15 protein-coding genes are annotated in these 15806 nt (G+C 62.1%); 6 read left to right on the top strand and 9 right to left on the bottom strand.

Going from position 1 to position 15806, the window contains the following annotated elements; all coding sequences use genetic code 11:
• Positions 1-2: 2 nt before the first annotated feature.
• Genes HKK57_RS11865 through HKK57_RS11855 form a run of 3 tightly spaced genes read right to left on the bottom strand, consistent with a single transcriptional unit; the run spans position 3 to position 2757 of the window.
• Positions 3-1424 (bottom strand): N-acetylmuramoyl-L-alanine amidase, encoded by a 1422-nt coding sequence (locus HKK57_RS11865; RefSeq protein WP_029299576.1) that lies wholly within the window; start codon positions 1422-1424, stop codon positions 3-5.
• 17 nt (positions 1425-1441) lie between these two features.
• Positions 1442-1909, bottom strand: coding sequence for a tRNA (adenosine(37)-N6)-threonylcarbamoyltransferase complex ATPase subunit type 1 TsaE (gene tsaE / locus HKK57_RS11860; RefSeq protein ID WP_029299575.1), 468 nt, complete (start codon positions 1907-1909; stop codon positions 1442-1444).
• Entirely contained in the window at positions 1897-2757 is an 861-nt protein-coding gene (locus HKK57_RS11855; protein WP_169390203.1) for an NAD(P)H-hydrate dehydratase, read from the bottom strand. The genes tsaE and HKK57_RS11855 overlap by 13 nt, the downstream gene beginning before the upstream one ends.
• Positions 2758-2820: 63 nt before the next feature.
• Between HKK57_RS11855 and queG the strand changes: the two genes are divergently transcribed.
• Complete coding sequence (gene queG, locus HKK57_RS11850; RefSeq protein ID WP_029299568.1) at positions 2821-3900, top strand: tRNA epoxyqueuosine(34) reductase QueG; 1080 nt, start codon at positions 2821-2823, stop codon at positions 3898-3900.
• Here queG and HKK57_RS11845 read toward each other — a convergent pair.
• Both HKK57_RS11845 and orn read right to left on the bottom strand, forming a co-directional pair.
• A complete protein-coding gene (locus HKK57_RS11845; protein ID WP_169851492.1) occupies positions 3882-4496 on the bottom strand; it encodes a trimeric intracellular cation channel family protein in 615 nt (204 codons plus the stop codon). The two genes, queG and HKK57_RS11845, sit on opposite strands and share 19 nt — an antisense overlap.
• A gap of 205 nt (positions 4497-4701) precedes the next feature.
• Complete coding sequence (gene orn, locus HKK57_RS11840) at positions 4702-5244, bottom strand: oligoribonuclease (protein ID WP_010213620.1); 543 nt, start codon at positions 5242-5244, stop codon at positions 4702-4704.
• Between the two features lie 108 nt (positions 5245-5352).
• Between orn and rsgA the strand changes: the two genes are divergently transcribed.
• Entirely contained in the window at positions 5353-6384 is a 1032-nt protein-coding gene (gene rsgA / locus HKK57_RS11835) for a small ribosomal subunit biogenesis GTPase RsgA (protein WP_029299566.1), read from the top strand.
• A gap of 149 nt (positions 6385-6533) precedes the next feature.
• Here rsgA and motB read toward each other — a convergent pair whose 3' ends face one another.
• Positions 6534-7556 carry a flagellar motor protein MotB gene (gene motB / locus HKK57_RS11830; protein ID WP_029299134.1) on the bottom strand — a complete coding sequence of 341 codons (1023 nt, stop codon included), beginning with the start codon at positions 7554-7556 and terminating at the stop codon, positions 6534-6536.
• Between the two features lie 3 nt (positions 7557-7559).
• Complete coding sequence (gene motA, locus HKK57_RS11825) at positions 7560-8411, bottom strand: flagellar motor stator protein MotA (RefSeq protein ID WP_029299136.1); 852 nt, start codon at positions 8409-8411, stop codon at positions 7560-7562.
• Between the two features lie 166 nt (positions 8412-8577).
• Here motA and HKK57_RS11820 point away from each other — a divergent pair, with 166 nt between their 5' ends.
• From HKK57_RS11820 to asd, 3 genes are read left to right on the top strand one after another with little or no spacing between them, the layout of a single operon-like run.
• Positions 8578-10113 (top strand): HDOD domain-containing protein, encoded by a 1536-nt coding sequence (locus tag HKK57_RS11820; protein WP_029299137.1) that lies wholly within the window; start codon positions 8578-8580, stop codon positions 10111-10113.
• 58 nt (positions 10114-10171) lie between these two features.
• Positions 10172-10987, top strand: a complete 816-nt coding sequence (locus HKK57_RS11815; RefSeq protein ID WP_070996439.1) for a rhodanese-like domain-containing protein — start codon at positions 10172-10174, stop codon at positions 10985-10987.
• Between the two features lie 16 nt (positions 10988-11003).
• The gene (gene asd / locus HKK57_RS11810; protein WP_070996440.1) at positions 11004-11864 is read left to right on the top strand and encodes an archaetidylserine decarboxylase; all 861 of its coding nucleotides are present in this window, start codon (positions 11004-11006) and stop codon (positions 11862-11864) included.
• Positions 11865-12004: 140 nt separating this feature from the next.
• On the opposite strand, the gene serB is transcribed toward asd, so the two are convergent.
• The gene (serB, locus tag HKK57_RS11805; protein ID WP_169390202.1) at positions 12005-13219 is read right to left on the bottom strand and encodes a phosphoserine phosphatase SerB; all 1215 of its coding nucleotides are present in this window, start codon (positions 13217-13219) and stop codon (positions 12005-12007) included.
• 133 nt (positions 13220-13352) lie between these two features.
• Here serB and HKK57_RS11800 point away from each other — a divergent pair, with 133 nt between their 5' ends.
• Positions 13353-14885 (top strand): AhpA/YtjB family protein, encoded by a 1533-nt coding sequence (locus tag HKK57_RS11800; RefSeq protein WP_029299144.1) that lies wholly within the window; start codon positions 13353-13355, stop codon positions 14883-14885.
• A 173-nt stretch (positions 14886-15058) separates the two neighbouring features.
• Here the strand turns inward: HKK57_RS11800 and HKK57_RS11795 are convergent, their stop codons facing one another.
• Entirely contained in the window at positions 15059-15766 is a 708-nt protein-coding gene (locus HKK57_RS11795; RefSeq protein ID WP_029299146.1) for a PqiC family protein, read from the bottom strand.
• Between the last annotated feature and the right edge of the window lie 40 nt (positions 15767-15806).

Here is a 15806-nt window from a genome sequence, read left to right as displayed (position 1 = left end):
CATTACTGGGCTGCCAATTCAGTGCCAGGGATGGTCAACACCTGGCCGACTTTCAGTTCGTCGGTTTTCAGGCTGTTGGCGCTGCGTAACGTGGCGGCCGACACCTGGAAGCGTACAGCCAGCATGGCCAGCGTATCGCCAGGCTGCACCCGGTGATCACGCGGGCCTTGGGCAATTTTCCCGGAGTCGCGCAGCCAGGCGATATAGGTGCCCGGTGGCGGATTCTGCTGGAAGAACTGACGCACGCCAGAGCTGATGGAGCGCGCCAGGGCCTGCTGATGGCTGGCACTGGCCAGCTTGTTGGCTTCGTTGGCGTTGGAGATAAAGCCGGTTTCCACCAGGATCGAGGGGATATCCGGCGACTTGAGCACCATAAACCCGGCTTGCTCCACCCGCTGTTTATGCAGCGGCGTGACCCGGCCCATGTTGGTCAGGACTTTCTGCCCGACGTTCAGGCTGGAGGTCAGCGAGGCGGTCATCGACAGGTCAAGCAACACACCAGCGAGCATGCGGTCCTTGTCATCCAGGGACACGTTGCCCGCGCCGCCGATCAAGTCGGAGCGGTTTTCGCTATCGGCCAGCCAGCGTGCAGTCTCAGACGTGGCGCCGCGATCCGACAGGGCAAACACCGAGGCGCCAAAGGCGGCCTTCGACGGTGCGGCGTCGGCGTGGATCGAGACGAACAGGTCGGCGCCCTTCTTGCGGGCGATTTCGGTACGCCCGCGCAATGGGATGAAATAGTCACCCGTACGGGTCAATTCGGCGCGGTAGCCTTTCATGCCGTTGATCTGGCGCTGCAATTCCCGGGCAATGGCCAGGACCACGTCTTTTTCGTGTTGGCCACGGGAACCGGAGGCGCCCGGGTCTTCACCGCCGTGGCCGGCATCGATCACTACGATGACGTCACGCTTGCCGGCCGGTGCGGGCGGCAGCGGTGGCAACTTGACCTGGGGCTGCGCAGGGTTGACCGGCACCGCAGGCGTCGTGGCAACAGCAGGCGTTGGCGCAGGGGCTGGCGCCGCGTCGGCCGGGTTGTCAAACAGGTCGACCACCAGGCGGTTGCCATACTGGGCGTTCGGCGCGAGGGAAAAACTCTTGGGTGTGACGACCTTCTTCAGGTCGATGACCACCCGCAGGTCGGTCGGCGTGCGCTGGGCCGAGCGCATCGCGGTAATCGGCGTGTTGGCCGTGGAAACCTTCAACGGCGCGGCCAGGGTCGCACCATTGATGTCGATGACCAGGCGATCAGGCGCCGTCAGGGTAAAGACACTGTGCTGGACCGGGCCAGACAGGTCGAACACCAGTCGCGTGTTATCCGGCGCTCGCCACAGGCGCACACTTTTTACCTGTGAAGCGGCCAGAGCATTGACAGTCATTGCCGCAAGCAACACCCCCACGACAGCAACCAACGCGCGAAAGCGCATACCTAACCCACCCATTATTAGAATTCCAAAGCCAAAGCGGCGCACCAGGACTCACTGCGCGCGCTCTGGGACAACAATTTCAACTGACGCCCATTGTCATGCGGGGTAATGGTAATGGTCAGGTCAGGCTTTGGCAAAAAGCCTGTGCCCTTGTCCGGCCACTCGATCAGGCATAACGCATCGCCATCGAAGTAATCGCGGATGCCCATGTACTCCAATTCCTCGGGATCCACCAAGCGATAGAGGTCGAAATGGAACGCCCGCACGTCACCGATCTCGTAAGGTTCTACCAAAGTGAACGTCGGACTTTTTACTGCGCCGGTATGGCCAAGCCCACGAATAATGCCGCGCGACAGCGTGGTTTTGCCGGCACCCAGATCGCCCTGCAGAAAAATCAGGCCCGCGCCCTGGGTGATTTCGGCAATGCGTTTGCCAAAAGCCACCATGGCCTCCTCATCCGCAATAAACAGCGTTACTTCAGACACGGTGACTGCTCCTCCAACAACTGACGAATGGCGGGAATCAGGTCGCTGGCAGCCAAGCCGCGACCAAAACTACCCTGACGGTCGCCCGCCGTGGCATGCAACCACACCGCCAGGCTGGCGGCCTCGAACGCCGGCATGCCCTGGGCCAGCAGCGCGCCGGTGAGGCCGGCAAGCACATCGCCCAAACCCGCCGACGCCATGGCGGGATGGCCCTGATCGCAACGCGCCACCCGCCCATCCGGGCTGGCGATCAGGCTGCCAGCGCCCTTGAGTACCGTGACGGCATTGAATTTCTGGCTCAGCGCGCGCGCCACCTTAAGCCGGTCGGCCTGAACCTCGGCTGTCGAGATCCCCATCAGCCGCGCCGCTTCCCCAGGGTGCGGAGTGATCACACAACCGCCCGGCAGAGCTACATGGCCTGCGGCCAGCAGGTTCAGTGCATCAGCATCCCAGACCTGGGGTTGACGGGCATTGGCAGCCACCGACAGCAGGCTTTTACCCCACGCCATGTCGCCGAGGCCGGGACCAATAACGATCACCGAGACTTTTTCCAGCAGGGCCATCAGCTGATTGGCCGAATGCACGCCCCGCACCATGACTTCCGGCAAACGGGTCAGGGCTGCCGGGACGTGCTCGCTGCGGGTCGCCAGGGATACCAGGCCAGCACCGCTGCGCAGTGCGCTTTCGGCACTCAGCAGCGACGCGCCGCCAAAGCCATGGTCGCCGCCAATGACCAGGACATGGCCAAACTGGCCCTTGTGGGCCGCTGGGGAGCGCGCAGCCAGTTGCGGCAAATGGCCAGGCAACAGCGGCTGAACGTCGGTTATTTCGTGTTTTGTCTGCGGCATGCGTCTTCAAGCTCCGATGTCTGGCAGAATTATACGCATCTAACCTGCGGTTTCTCTCGTCTCATGCCTGCTATTACCACCGATCTGCCCGCCCTCGCCCAATCGATCAAAGACTGGGGCCGCGAGTTGGGCTTTCAACAAGTCGGCATCAGCGGCCTGGACCTGGCCGAGCATGAACAGCACCTGCAGCGCTGGCTCGACGCGGGCTACCACGGCGAGATGGACTATATGGGCGCCCATGGCAGCAAGCGCTCGCACCCCGACGAACTGGTACCCGGCACCTTGCGCGTGGTGTCCCTGCGCATGGATTACCTGCCCGGCGACACACAAATGGCGCAACTGCTGGCCCAACCCGAAAAAGCCTACATCTCCCGCTACGCCCTGGGCCGCGACTACCACAAGCTGATCCGCAAGCGCGTGCAGCAACTGGCCGACCGCATCCAGGCCCAGATCGGCCCGTTTGGCTTTCGCGCCTTTGTCGACAGCGCCCCGGTGCTGGAAAAAGCCATCGCTGAAAAGGCCGGCCTGGGCTGGATCGGTAAAAACACCCTGGTCCTCAACCGCAAGGCCGGCAGTTACTTCTTTCTCAGCGAGCTGTTTGTCGACCTGCCGCTGCCTATCGACCCGCCCCACAGCACCGAACACTGCGGCCGCTGCACCGCCTGCCTGGATATCTGCCCGACCAATGCGTTCGTCGGGCCCTATGTACTGGACGCCCGGCGCTGTATTTCCTACCTGACCATTGAGTTGAAGAGCGCGATCCCCGAAGACCTGCGGCCGTTGATTGGCAACCGCGTGTTCGGCTGTGATGACTGTCAGATCGTTTGCCCGTGGAATCGTTTCGCCCGACCTTCAGGAGAAAGCGATTTCAAGCCGCGCCACAACCTGGATAACGCCGAACTGGCCGAGTTGTTTATGTGGGACGAGGATAAATTCCTCAGCAGCACCGAAGGCTCGCCACTGCGCCGTGCCGGTTACGAGCGCTGGCTACGCAACCTGGCCGTGGGCCTGGGGAATGCGCCCTCCAGCATTCCGGTGCTCGAAGCGTTGAAGGCGCGCCGGGATTACCCCTCTGAACTGGTCCGCGAACATGTGGAATGGGCACTGAACCAGCACGCAATCCGTCAGTGCTCGTCGTTGTAGACGAACTTGGGCATTTCCCAATGAAAGCGGATCGCCAGCAGGCGCAGCAGAAAACCGCTGAACAGGGTCAGCAGGATAGCTTGCTCGCTGGGCAGTTCGAGGTAGATGCACAGCATGTAGCACCAGGCCGCGAGGAACGACACGCTGGCGTACAGCTCGCGGCGGAAGATCAGCGGAATGTCGTTGCAGAAGATATCCCGCAGGATGCCGCCGAACACCCCGGTAATCACGCCGCTGACCGAAGCCACCAGCATGCCGTGGCCCATTTCCAGGGCCGTCATGCAGCCGATCAGCGTGAAGGCCACCAGGCCCACGGCGTCCAGCGCCAAAAACAGTGAACGCAAATGGCGCATCAGCGGCGCGATAAAGATCGTCACCAAGGCCGCGACTGAGGTCAGCACCAGGTATTCCGGGTGCTTGACCCAGGTCAGCGGGTAGTGGCCGAGCAGCACATCACGCACCGAACCGCCGCCAAGGGCTGTGACGCACGCGATCAGCACCACGCCGAACCAATCCATGCCGCGCCGACCGGCGGACAAGGCACCGGTCATGGCTTCGGCGGTGATGGCGATGAGGTAGAGCATCAACAGCATGATGGCGATCCTTGCAGGAATATTGTGCAGAGCTGGCGTGTGGTGGCGAGCGGGCTTGCCCCGCGCTGGGCTGCGTAGCAGCCCCGATATTGGGCGATGATATCCGACCGAAGGGTTGCAGTGGCTGAATTAGGGCCGCTGCGCGCCCCAGCGCGGGGCAAGCCCGCTCGCCACGACATACCCACAACAAACCTGCCAAACGGTAGGATCAGGCCTTGATGAAATGCTTGCGGTAATGCTGCAACTCGGCAATCGACTCGCGGATATCGTCCAGGGCCAGGTGGGTGCTGCCCTTGTGGAAGCTGTCCTTGACCTCCGGCGCCCAGCGCGCGGCCAGTTCTTTCAAGGTCGACACGTCAAGGTTGCGGTAGTGGAAGTAGCTTTCCAGTGCCTTCATATGGGTATAGAGGAAGCGGCGGTCCTGGCAGATGCTGTTGCCACAGATCGGCGACTTGCCCTTGGGCACCCATTTTTCCAGGAAGGCAATCGTCTCGGCCTCAGCCTCGGCCATGCTGATGCGGCTGTCGCGCACACGCTGGGTCAGGCCCGAGTTGCCGTGGGTGCGGGTGTTCCACTCATCCATAGTGGCCAACACCGCGTCGCTATGGTGGATAGCGATCACCGGACCTTCGGCCAAGGTGTTGAGGTTGCTGTCGGTGACAATGGTCGCCATCTCGATGATGACGTCGGTGTCAGGGTTCAGACCGGTCATTTCCAGATCGATCCAAATCAGGTTCTGTGGGTTTTGCATGTCGTAGTTCCTTGGCACCTTGGCGTAGCTGCGCAGTTTAGCAGGCGGCGGCGTGCTAGACTCGCGACCGTTTTACCCAACCTTTTGCATTATCGACACGGAACACCAATGGCCAAACGCCAGCTCAACCGTCGCCAAAACTGGCGCATCGAAAAGATCCAGGGTGAACGCGCTGCCCGCGCCGCCAAACGTGAGTCCTCTGCCGTGGAAGCGCTGGAGGGCGGCGACCTGGGACCCGAGCAAACGGGCCTGGTAATCGCGCACTTTGGGGTACAGGTCGAAGTCGAGGCGCTGGAAGGCGAACTGGCGGGCCAGGTTTCCCGCTGCCACCTGCGCGCCAACCTGCCGGCGCTGGTAACCGGCGACAAAGTCGTCTGGCGTGCCGGCAACCAGGGCATCGGGGTGATCGTTGCGCAACTGCCGCGCACCACCGAACTGCGTCGCCCCGACAGCCGTGGCCAGCTCAAACCGGTAGCGGCCAACGTCGACATGATTGTCATCGTCTTCGCTCCGCTGCCCGAGCCCCACGCCAACCTGATCGACCGCTACCTGGTGGCCGCCGAACACGCGGGCATCCGCCCCCTGCTGCTGCTGAACAAATTCGACTTGATCGACGAACAAAACGCTCCGGCGCTGAATGCGCTGCTCGCGGTTTATCGGCAGTTGGGTTACCCGGTGCTGGAAGTCTCCGCGCACCATGGCAATGGCATGGAACAACTGCAACAGCAGTTGGACGGGCGCATCAGCGTGTTCGTCGGCCAGTCGGGCGTGGGCAAGTCGTCGCTGGTCAACAGCCTGCTACCGGAAGTCGAGACCCGCGTCGGTCCGCTGTCGGAACTGTCCGGCCAGGGCACGCACACCACCACCACCGCACGCCTGTTTCACTTCCCGGGCGGGGGCGAGTTGATCGACTCACCGGGCATCCGTGAGTTCGGCCTGGGGCACGTCAGCCGCAGCGATGTGGAAGCCGGCTTTATCGAGTTCAACGACTTGATCGGCACCTGCCGCTTCCGCGACTGCAAGCATGACCGCGAGCCGGGCTGCGCCTTGCTCAAGGCGCTGGAAGACGGGCGCGTGCAGCAGCAGCGGATGAACAGCTATCGCTCGATCATCGCCAGCTTGCCAGAGAGCAGCTATTAAGTTGTAGGCACACGCTTATGTAGGAGCGGGCTTGTGTGGGAGCGGGCTTGCTCGCGAAAGCGGTGGGTCAGCCAACCTCAATGTTTACTGGGCCGACGTCTTCGCGGGCAAGCCCGCTCCCACACAAGCCCGCTCCCACACAAAGCGCATCAGCTCCCGGCCGGGGCTTCTCCGGGAGCCTTCACCCCACCCTCATCAAACAGATTGAGCTTCTGGCGCAACTCATGCGCTGGCAACGGCTGCTGCTCTGGCGGCAGGGCGTTCGGGTCCACCGGCACTTCACCCGGTGCGCCGTCGCCTTGGGTCGGCACTGGCGGCGTTGGTACCTGATCACCTTCAATCGCACGCTGGGCCTTCTTGGTCAGCACGACGATATCAATGCGCCGGTTGACCGGGTTGAACGGGTCCTGGACATCAAACAGCTGCGATGAAGCAAAACCCACCACGCGCGCTACCTGGGTATCCGGATAACTGCCGGCCACCAGGGCACGACGCGCAGCGTTGGCACGGTTGGCCGACAGCTCCCAGTTGCCGAAATCACCCAGGCCCGAATAAGGCTTGGCATCGGTGTGGCCGCTGACGCTGATCTTGTTCGGCACCGCCTTGATGGTGTCGGCCATGGCCAGCAGGATGTCTTCGAAGTAAGGCTTCAAGCGCGCACTGCCAGAATCGAACATCGGGCGGTTAGCCGCATCCATGATCTGGATACGCAGGCCATCCGGGGTGATCTGGAAGTGGATCTGGTCCTTGAATTTTTGCAGTTGCGGGTTCTCATCCACCTTGTTCTGCAACTCTTGCAGCAACAATTCCAGACGTTCCTGCTCGACCTGTTCGGCCATGCTTTCGACGGTCTGGCGTTCGATCGGGATGTTTTCCTGGGGCGCTTCGGTTTGCACTTCCGGGTTGATGGTGCGCTCGGGAGCCAACTCAGGCGAACCACCCAGGTCGATCACAAACGGCGTACCACTCTCGGAGAAGCCGATGGGATCCTTGAAATAACCGGCAATGGCGATCTTCTGTTCAGGGGTGGCAGTGGACATCAGCCACAGCACCAGGAAGAACGCCATCATCGCCGTCGCAAAGTCGGCGAACGCGATTTTCCAGGCACCGCCGTGGTGCCCGGCAGCGAAGCGCTTGACGCGCTTGATGATGATTGGCTGGTTGTTTTCCATGGCTTAGCGACCGCGAACTGCTTGTTCCAGCTCGGCAAAGCTCGGACGGTGCTTCGGATACAACACCTTGCGCCCGAATTCCACGGCCAGGGACGGCGGCATGCCCGAAGCGGATGCCACCAGCGACGCCTTGATGGCTTCGTAGATATTGAGCTCTTCCTTGGCATCGTGGGCCAGGGAGGTGGCCAGCGGACCAAAGAAGCCATAAGCGGCGAGAATACCAAAGAAGGTTCCCACCAACGCTGCACCAACGTGCATGCCGATCGCGGCCTGGTCGCCTTCGCCCAGGGACGCCATGGTCACCACGATACCCAGTACCGCCGCGACAATACCGAAGCCGGGCATGCCGTCGGCGATGCCGGTCACGGCGTGGGATGGGTGTTCGAGTTCTTCCTTGAGGCTGAACAGTTCCATGTCGAACAAGCCTTCCAGCTCGTGCGGGGCCATGTTGCCGGAGGACATGATGCGCAGGTAGTCGCAGATGTAGGCCGTCATGCGGTCGTCTTTGAGCACGGCCGGGTACTTGGCGAAGATCGGGCTCGCCGCGGCGTCCTCGATATCAGCTTCGATAGCCATCATGCCTTCACGGCGGCTCTTGTTGAGGATCTCGTAGACCAGGCCCAGCACTTCCAAATAGAACGTGTGGGAAAAGCGCGAGCTGAACATGCCCAGCGACTTTTTGACCACGTGCATGGTCATGTAGCCTGGGTTAGCCTGCAGGAAAGCGCCAAACGCCGCACCGCCGATGATCAGCACTTCGAAGGGCTGGATCAGCGCAGCAATTTTACCGTGGGACAGAACGTATCCGCCGAGCACGCTTGCGATGACGACGATGATGCCGATAATTTTAGCCATAGGGGATGAGTACTTGCGCCGTCGGGTTCATGGACATATTCGGAAGATCTAAAAACTCTTCTTCTACTTATCGGCAAAACTGCGCCAGACTATAGCCCGTTAAGGCGAAAAGCCAGTTCGGCCCGCTCCGGGCGTGTTGACCGCAAGTGATGATCGCGCCCCAATCATGGCAAACGAAACGACAGTCCCAACTACAAAACCCAACTCTCTGGCCGGCTGGATAAAGCGCCTGGACGAGATTCACCTGCCCGTCCCGCAAGCGAGCCACATGGCCGTGTGCAAGGCCATCGGCGACAGCCGCCGTTCGTTGCGAGATATTGCAGAACTGATGCAAGACAGCCCGGCACTGGTCCTGAGCGTCATGCGCGAAGCCAACAACCAGGCCCACGGCAGCCTGGCGGAACCCGCAGAAAACCTTGAAGTGGCGATCAACCGCCTCGGCCTCAAGCGCACCGAAGAATTGCTCGCACGCCTGCCGTCAGTGCCACTCAATGAAATCCCCGTGGCCCTGCGCCAACTGCAACTGATCAGCCAACATGCCTCGCAGCAAGCCAGCGGCCTGTTCGCCAGCCGCCTGGCGCGCCTTTGGCAGGATATCCATTGGGGCAGCCTGCTGTTTCTCTCGCCGCTGTGGCCGATGGCCGTGGCCTACCCCAAGCTCCTGGAAGAATGGGAACTGCGGGTGATCCACAAGGGCCAGTCGGCACGCAAGGTCGAGCAGGAGCTGTTTGGTGTGCGCCTGCTGGAGCTGTGCCTGGGGCTGACCGAGGCCTGGCGCCTGCCGATCTGGGTGTCCCAGGGCTACCAACTGCTGCTCAAGGAACAACGTTTGCTGGTCAAGGCCCTGCACATCGCCCGCGATGAAGTGCCGCTGAGCCAGCAGCAAAAACTCGATGACGACCCCGCGTTGCGCCGCTGGCTGAACCAGCCGGCCAACACCGTGCTCCTGGCCAATGGCATGGCACTGGCGGCGCAAGAGTCCTGGACCTGCCCGCACACCCAGCGCTGGCAGTACCTCACGGCGCTGTACCTGCAACAACCGCTGGCCGATGTGCAGCAGCAAGTGCACCAACAGGCCGCCATCAGCGCCCGCCATACCCTGACCCCAGGCCTCTGGCATCCAGCGCTGGCGCTGATCTGGCCATGGCATGTGCAGCGTGTGCATCGCGGCCTGCTGCCAGCACCACCACCCACAGCCGAAGCCCTGGCGATCTGGCGCAAGCGGTGCAGCGAGTTGCTGGTAGAGCCGAGCCGCTTCGCCAACGCCATGCACTTGACCACCTGCGCCAAGGAGGCCCTGGTGGCCAGCGGCATGCAGCGCGTCATGCTGCTGATGGCCGACAAGGCCCTGACCATGTTGCGCGTGCATCAGGTCGACGGCCTGCCCAAGGACGCCGCCAACCTGAGCCTTGAGACCGCACAAAGCACGCTGCTGCAACGCTTGCTGGAGAAATCTGCACAAGTGCGCCTGACCCCGGACAATCACGCACAATTCGCGGCGCTGCTGCCTGCCTCCGTGCGCCGCCTGTTCGTGGGCGAGCACCTGCTGTTGCGCTCCCTGAGCTGTAACGGCCGGGTGGTGATGTTGATGATTGCCGACCAGGGTGGCGGGCCGTTCTCCGAAACCACCGTGCAGGCCTTCGGCAAAACCGCCCAATGCATCGAGAAAGCCCTGCACTGCTTTACCAACCGCACCACCTGATGCTTGCGTTACAATCGCCCTCTTTTATCGCCCAAACCTAGTGCCCGGGAGACCTCACATGCCTGACTTTTCTGGCTTGCCGCTGGTGATCGAGCCCAGCGATCTGCTGGGTCGCCTCGCCGCCGAGCAGTTGATTCTGGTGGACCTCACCAGCGCCGCCCGTTATGCCCAAGGGCATATCCCCGGCGCGCACTTCGTTGATCCCAAGCGCACCCAACTGGGCCAGCCACCCGCGCCGGGGCTGTTGCCGGCCAAGGCCGACCTGGAAAAGCTGTTCGGCGAACTGGGCCACACCCCGGACGCCACCTACGTGGTGTACGACGACGAGGGCGGCGGCTGGGCCGGGCGGTTCATCTGGTTGCTCGACGTGATCGGCCACAAGAAGTATCACTACCTCGATGGCGGCCTGCTGGCGTGGCTGGATGAACAGCATCCGGTGTCCACCGAGGCCGTTGCCGCCGTCGCCGGGCCGGTCAGCCTGACCCTGCACGACGAGCCCACCGCCACCCGCGAGTACCTGCAAAGCCGCCTCGGCGCTGCCGACCTGGGGATCTGGGATGCACGCGGGCCGCTGGAGTACTCGGGGGAGAAAGTCCTTGCGGCCAAGGGCGGGCATATTCCCGGCGCAGTGAACTTCGAATGGACTGCGGGCATGGACACGGCGCGCAACCTGCGAATCCGCCGCGACATGCCGCAGATCCTCGAAAGCCTGGGCCTGACCAAAGACAAAGAAATCATTACCCACTGCCAGACTCACCACCGTTCTGGCTTCACCTACCTGGTGGCCAAGGCGCTCGGTTATCCGCGAGTCAAAGGTTATGCCGGTTCCTGGGGCGAATGGGGCAACCACCCCGACACCCCCGTCGAGATTTAAGGTTTAAGGACAGTTCATGAAAAAGCGTTTGTTTATCCTCAGCCAGTACCTGCTGCCCCATCACCTGCTGTCGCGCCTGGCCGGCTGCATTGCCGAGTGCCGCGTGCGCTGGTTCAAGAATGCCTTCACCACCTGGTTCGCCAAACGTTACCAAGTGGATATGTCCCAGGCACTGGTGGAGGACGTGACCGCTTACGAGCACTTCAACGCCTTCTTCACCCGTGCCCTGAAAGACGGCGCGCGCCCATTGGACCCGACCCCGGGCGCAGTGTTGAGCCCGGCAGACGGCGCAGTCAGCCAACTCGGCCCGATTGAACACGGGCGCGTGTTCCAGGCCAAGGGCCACAGTTTCAGCGTGCTGGAATTGCTCGGTGGCGACGCGGCCGTTGCTGCGCCCTTCATGGGCGGTGACTTTGCCACCATCTACCTGTCGCCGAAGGACTACCACCGCGTGCACATGCCATTGGCCGGCACCCTGCGGGAAATGGTCTACGTGCCAGGGCGGATTTTCTCGGTCAACCAGACCACCGCCGAAAACGTGCCGGAGTTGTTTGCGCGTAATGAGCGAGTTGTCTGCCTGTTCGATACCGAACGCGGCCCGATGGCCGTGGTATTGGTGGGCGCGATGATTGTGGCGTCGATCGAAACCGTATGGGCTGGGTTGGTAACACCACCCAAGCGCGAGTTGAAAACCTTCCGTTACGACGAAGCCGCCCGTGCGCCGATCCACCTGGAAAAAGGTGCGGAACTGGGGCGCTTCAAGCTTGGCTCCACGGCGATCGTGCTGTTTGGCCCGGACCAGGTGCAGTGGGCGCAAGAGCTGGCGGCAGGCACCCCGGTGCAGATGGGCCAGGGTATCGCGCTGCCAAAGGCCTGATCCCCCAGCAGATTTGAAGCTGCAACCCAATCAATGTGGGAGCTGGCTTGCCTGCGATGACGATGGTAAATCCAACACCGCTATCGCAGGCAAGCCAGCTCCCACATTTTCGATCCCATTCCTACAGGGGGATCGGGTGCTTATAGTTGGCCGTCGCGGTCGCGAAAGCCCAACAGATACAGCACACCGTCCAACCCCAACGTCGAAATCGCCTGCTTGGCCGACTGCTTGACCAACGGCTTGGCACGGAACGCTACACCCAACCCGGCGATAGCCAGCATCGGCAAGTCGTTGGCACCGTCGCCGACCGCAATGGTCTGCTCCAGACGCAAACCTTCCTTGTGCGCCAACTCCTTGAGCAAGTCAGCCTTGCGCTGCGCGTCGACAATCGGCTCGACCGCCACGCCCGTCACCTTGCCATCCATTACTTCCAGCTCGTTGGCGAACACATAGTCGATGCCCAGCTTGGCCTGCAATTGCTTGGCGAAGTAGGTAAAGCCGCCCGACAGAATCGCTGTCTTGTAGCCCAGGCGCTTGAGCTCGGCGAACAGGGTCTCGGCACCTTCGGTCAAGCGCAGGGATGCACCGATGGAGTCCAGCACGCTGACGTCCAGGCCCTTGAGCAGCGCCAGGCGCTCCTTGAAGCTGGCGCGGAAATCCAACTCACCCGCCATGGCGCGCTCGGTGATCGCAGAGACTTGCTCGCCAACGCCCGCCGCCTTGGCCAACTCGTCGATGACTTCGGCTTCGATCAGGGTCGAGTCCATGTCGAATACCGCCAGGCGGCGATTGCGCCGGAACAACGAATCTTCCTGGAAGGCGATATCGACGTTCAACTCCTGGGCGACGCTGAGAAACTCGGCGCGCAGGGCCTGCGGATCGGCCGGCTCGCCACGCACAGAGAACTCGATACAGCCCTTGCCCTGGTCCGCCGGCATATCCAGCGGCATGCGGCCCGACAGACGGTCGATATGATCGATATTCAGGCCATATTGCGCGGTGATGGAACTGACCCGCTGCAATTGCTCAGCGGTCACCCGGCGCGTCAACAGCGTGACGATATGGCGTTTTTTACCCTGGCCAGCGACCCAATGCTGGTAATCCTCCTCGGAGACCGGGGTGAAACGTACCTGCTGATCCAGCTTATAGGCCGTAAACAGGATGTCCTTGAGCACGGACGAGGCTTGCTCAGTGCTCGGGATCTCGACCAGGATGCCGAACGACAGGGTGTCGTGGATCACGGCCTGGCCGATATCGAGAATGGTCACACCACCCTGGGCGAGGACACCAGTAATGGCTGCGGTAAGACCCGGACGGTCCTCACCTGTGATGTTAATCAGGACAATTTCGCGCAAAGCGCACCCCCGGGCTGGAAAAAAACCGCATTCTACCCACTTTCAGTGACCATCGGGCACAGCCAGCGCTTTGCCGGTCTTGGGCCTGTCGCTATACTGCGCGTCAACTTCACGGACCAAGAGCCGAGCGCAAGTGAACCGGCCCACGCCAGTAAAAACCGATAACTTCTTCCTGCTGATCTTCCGGGCACTGCGCCACCGCCGTGTACCGATCGCATTACGCATCGCCAGCCATAACGTGATCCTGGTCGCCTTGGCCCTGGTGATCTATGCGTGCGTGATGGGTTTGCAGTTCAAACAGGCCATGCACGAGCAAGCCGACGCCCTGGGCGAGAGCTTGACGACCCAGACCGCCACCTCGGCGACTGAGTTGCTGGTGTCCAACGACATCCTCAGCCTCAACGTGCTGCTCAACAACCTGACCAAGAACCCGCTGGTGGCCCACGCGGCCATCTACAGCGTAGACAACCGGATCATGGCCGAAGCCGGGCAACGCCCGAAGAACGGCCTGCTGGGTGAAGCCGAAGGCCTGTACCAGAGCAATATCACGTTTCAGGATGTGAAAGCCGGCCAACTGCGCATCAGCCTGGACATGCAACAGTTCCAGCAGCCGATGACCATCAGCCTGCAAAGCATGGGCATCCTCAGCGCGATCCTGCTGGCCTTGGCCCTGGCCTTGAGCCTGCGCCTGGGCCGGCATATCTCCACGCCCCTGATGCAATTGCGCATCTGGCTGCGCGATATCGACGAGCACACCCCGGCCACTGACCGCCAGGATGAAATCGGCGACCTTGCCCGCCAGTTGCACACCAGCTTCGCTCCAGAGCCGGTGGTACAGGAGGTCGAGCCTGAACCGGAGTTTGACGACGCCGATTACGACGACGAACCCGAGTTTGAAGTGCGCAACCTGCGTGACCCGAGCTTCGACGAGTCGGCACCGGTCGCGGGCCTCAAGCCAGTACCGCGCACAGTCATCAAGGCCGACGAAGACAGCCTGGACGATGACGACCCGTTTGCCGACCTGCGTGACGACTCAACGCCTGCAACGTTGCCGACCCCGACACCTGCCGTCTCCCAGAACACCCAGCCACAGCACAGCGCCGTACTGGCCGTGCAACTGGGTGCCCAGGACCAACTGCGCCGCCTGCCCCGTGCACGCCTGACCGAACTGCTGGAACGCTACCGCGACTGCCTCGACCAGGCTGCCTCGCTGTATCAGAGCGAGCTGCACACCCTGAACGACGGCAGCACCTTGATGCTGTTCCACAGCGAAGACAGCGGCGAAGACTACCTGACCAATGCCATCTGCTGCGGCGAGCTGCTGCGGGCCCTGGGCCATGCGTTGCAAATTGAAGTCGCTGACAGCGGCATCACCCTGCAACTGCAACTGGGCCTGACCCTGGGCGACGACCTGTATGGCATGAGCCAGATCGACCTGCTGCTGACCGAAAACGCCCAGGACGCCCTGGCCTTGTCGCAACACAGCCGCAACCTGCTGCTGGTGGAGCGCAAGATCAGCGACGACGCGCTGATCCGCCAACGCGCGCGCATCCGCCCGATTGCCAGCCCGGAAGGCGCGTGCTGTGTTGAGCGGTTGATGGAGCCTTATCCGTCGATGCTGGAGCGCCAGTTGGCGCGGATGCATGAGACCCGCAACAAGGGGTGAATTCTCCCCCAACAAAAAGCCCACCCATGATCACTCATGGGTGGGCTTTTTATTGGCTCTGTGTAGGAGCGAGCTTGCTCGCGAAGATCGTCAACGTTAACGCGCTTATCCTGAATGAGCGCGTTGCCCTTGAGTTTTTCGCGAGCAAGCTCGCTCCTACAGGGGCTGTTACCTCAGAAGCGGAACACTTCCATGTCGGTGCGAATCGGCGAAGCCATTGGGATCTTCGGCTTTTCCGGGGCTGCCGGCTTGGCGGGTGCCGGGGCCTGTTTGCGCGGGGCTTCGGCAATCGGTGGCTGGTTGGCCAATGGCTTGAGGGCTACCGACAGCTGTTCTGCCAAACGCTGCAACAACACGCCTTGGGCCTGGACCTGGGAGGCCGTGCTGCCAGCATGCTGCTCCTGCAGATGCACGATGCGGTTGTCCCGCACCTGGCCGCGGCGGTCGATCAGGCGCCATTGCGCGTCAAGGATGGCCGGCTGCGACGCCCCGGAATCCAGGCGCGTGATGGTCAGCAAGACCTGCACATCGGGCGAGAAGCTGGTGGGCGCCGGCGACAGCACCACACGCTGGCTGTCCAGGTGGCCAGCCACCTGGCGCAGCATCAACTGGTTGATATCCGACGACAGGCTACCGGCCCAACGGCCGTCGATGGAGCCTTGCAGGCTGCCATCGTCCTGGCGTTGCAGCAGGGTTTCACGTTGCAGGTAATCGGCAACCACGACCGGCCCGAGCAACACCGCCATGCCAGCACTTTGCGCTGGTTGCGCAGGATTTCCGCTATCCAGCTGGTACAGCGACACCGGCTGGTGCGTGGTGCAGCCCGCCAACCCCAAAAGGCCAGCGAGCATCAAAAATAAAGGAAGGCGTGGAGCAGTCATCATCCCATCCAGGTGGCTGCCACAAGGCAAACCACAATGT

The sequence above is a fragment of the Pseudomonas sp. ADAK21 genome (assembly GCF_012935735.1).
Taxonomy (GTDB): domain Bacteria; phylum Pseudomonadota; class Gammaproteobacteria; order Pseudomonadales; family Pseudomonadaceae; genus Aquipseudomonas; species Aquipseudomonas proteolytica.
This window is presented reverse-complemented; position numbering and strand designations above follow the sequence as displayed.